The following is a 367-nucleotide window of genomic DNA, read 5'->3' as shown; positions in this document are numbered from 1 at the left end:
TAGTAAAGCAATTCTATGTTGTAAATCATGTAAACCAACACTGTTAACACCTGTAGATTCTGCGTCACTTTTTACATCATATTTTACAGTATCGATGACACCATCAAGAGAACCAAACACTCTAATAAGCTCTGAGGTATCAATAACTTTAATAGCCTTCCCGTGCTTTACAACAGAGGTGTAACTTAACTTCCCACTGTTAATCATCTTGTAAATTGTGGGGCGACTAACCTTAACAAGCCGTGCCGCTTCACTAATAGACACTCTGGCCATCAGTTACCATCCTGTAATTCATCCAGTCTCGAGGACAGTGTACGGAAAAGATGCTCCGCATCATCGTGGAGTTTCTCACAAAGGTCGGCCTCGA

The 367-nt window shown here is 41.4% G+C and carries 2 protein-coding genes; both read right to left on the bottom strand.

All coding sequences use genetic code 11. The features are described 5' to 3' along the window. Positions 1 to 273 (bottom strand): helix-turn-helix domain-containing protein (locus ACKLKD_RS28055; RefSeq protein WP_420062022.1); only part of this gene is annotated, 273 nt, incomplete at its 3' end. After that, positions 273 to 367, bottom strand: a 95-nt coding sequence (locus ACKLKD_RS28050) for a Rop family plasmid primer RNA-binding protein (protein ID WP_032442716.1), incomplete at its 5' end; no start/stop codon positions are given. The genes ACKLKD_RS28055 and ACKLKD_RS28050, both read right to left, overlap by 1 nt.

The sequence above is a fragment of the Klebsiella sp. 10982 genome (genome assembly GCF_048589245.1).
Classification (GTDB): domain Bacteria; phylum Pseudomonadota; class Gammaproteobacteria; order Enterobacterales; family Enterobacteriaceae; genus Klebsiella; species Klebsiella quasivariicola.
Note: the sequence above shows the minus strand (reverse complement) of the source record. Positions and strands in the feature narration are given on the sequence as shown.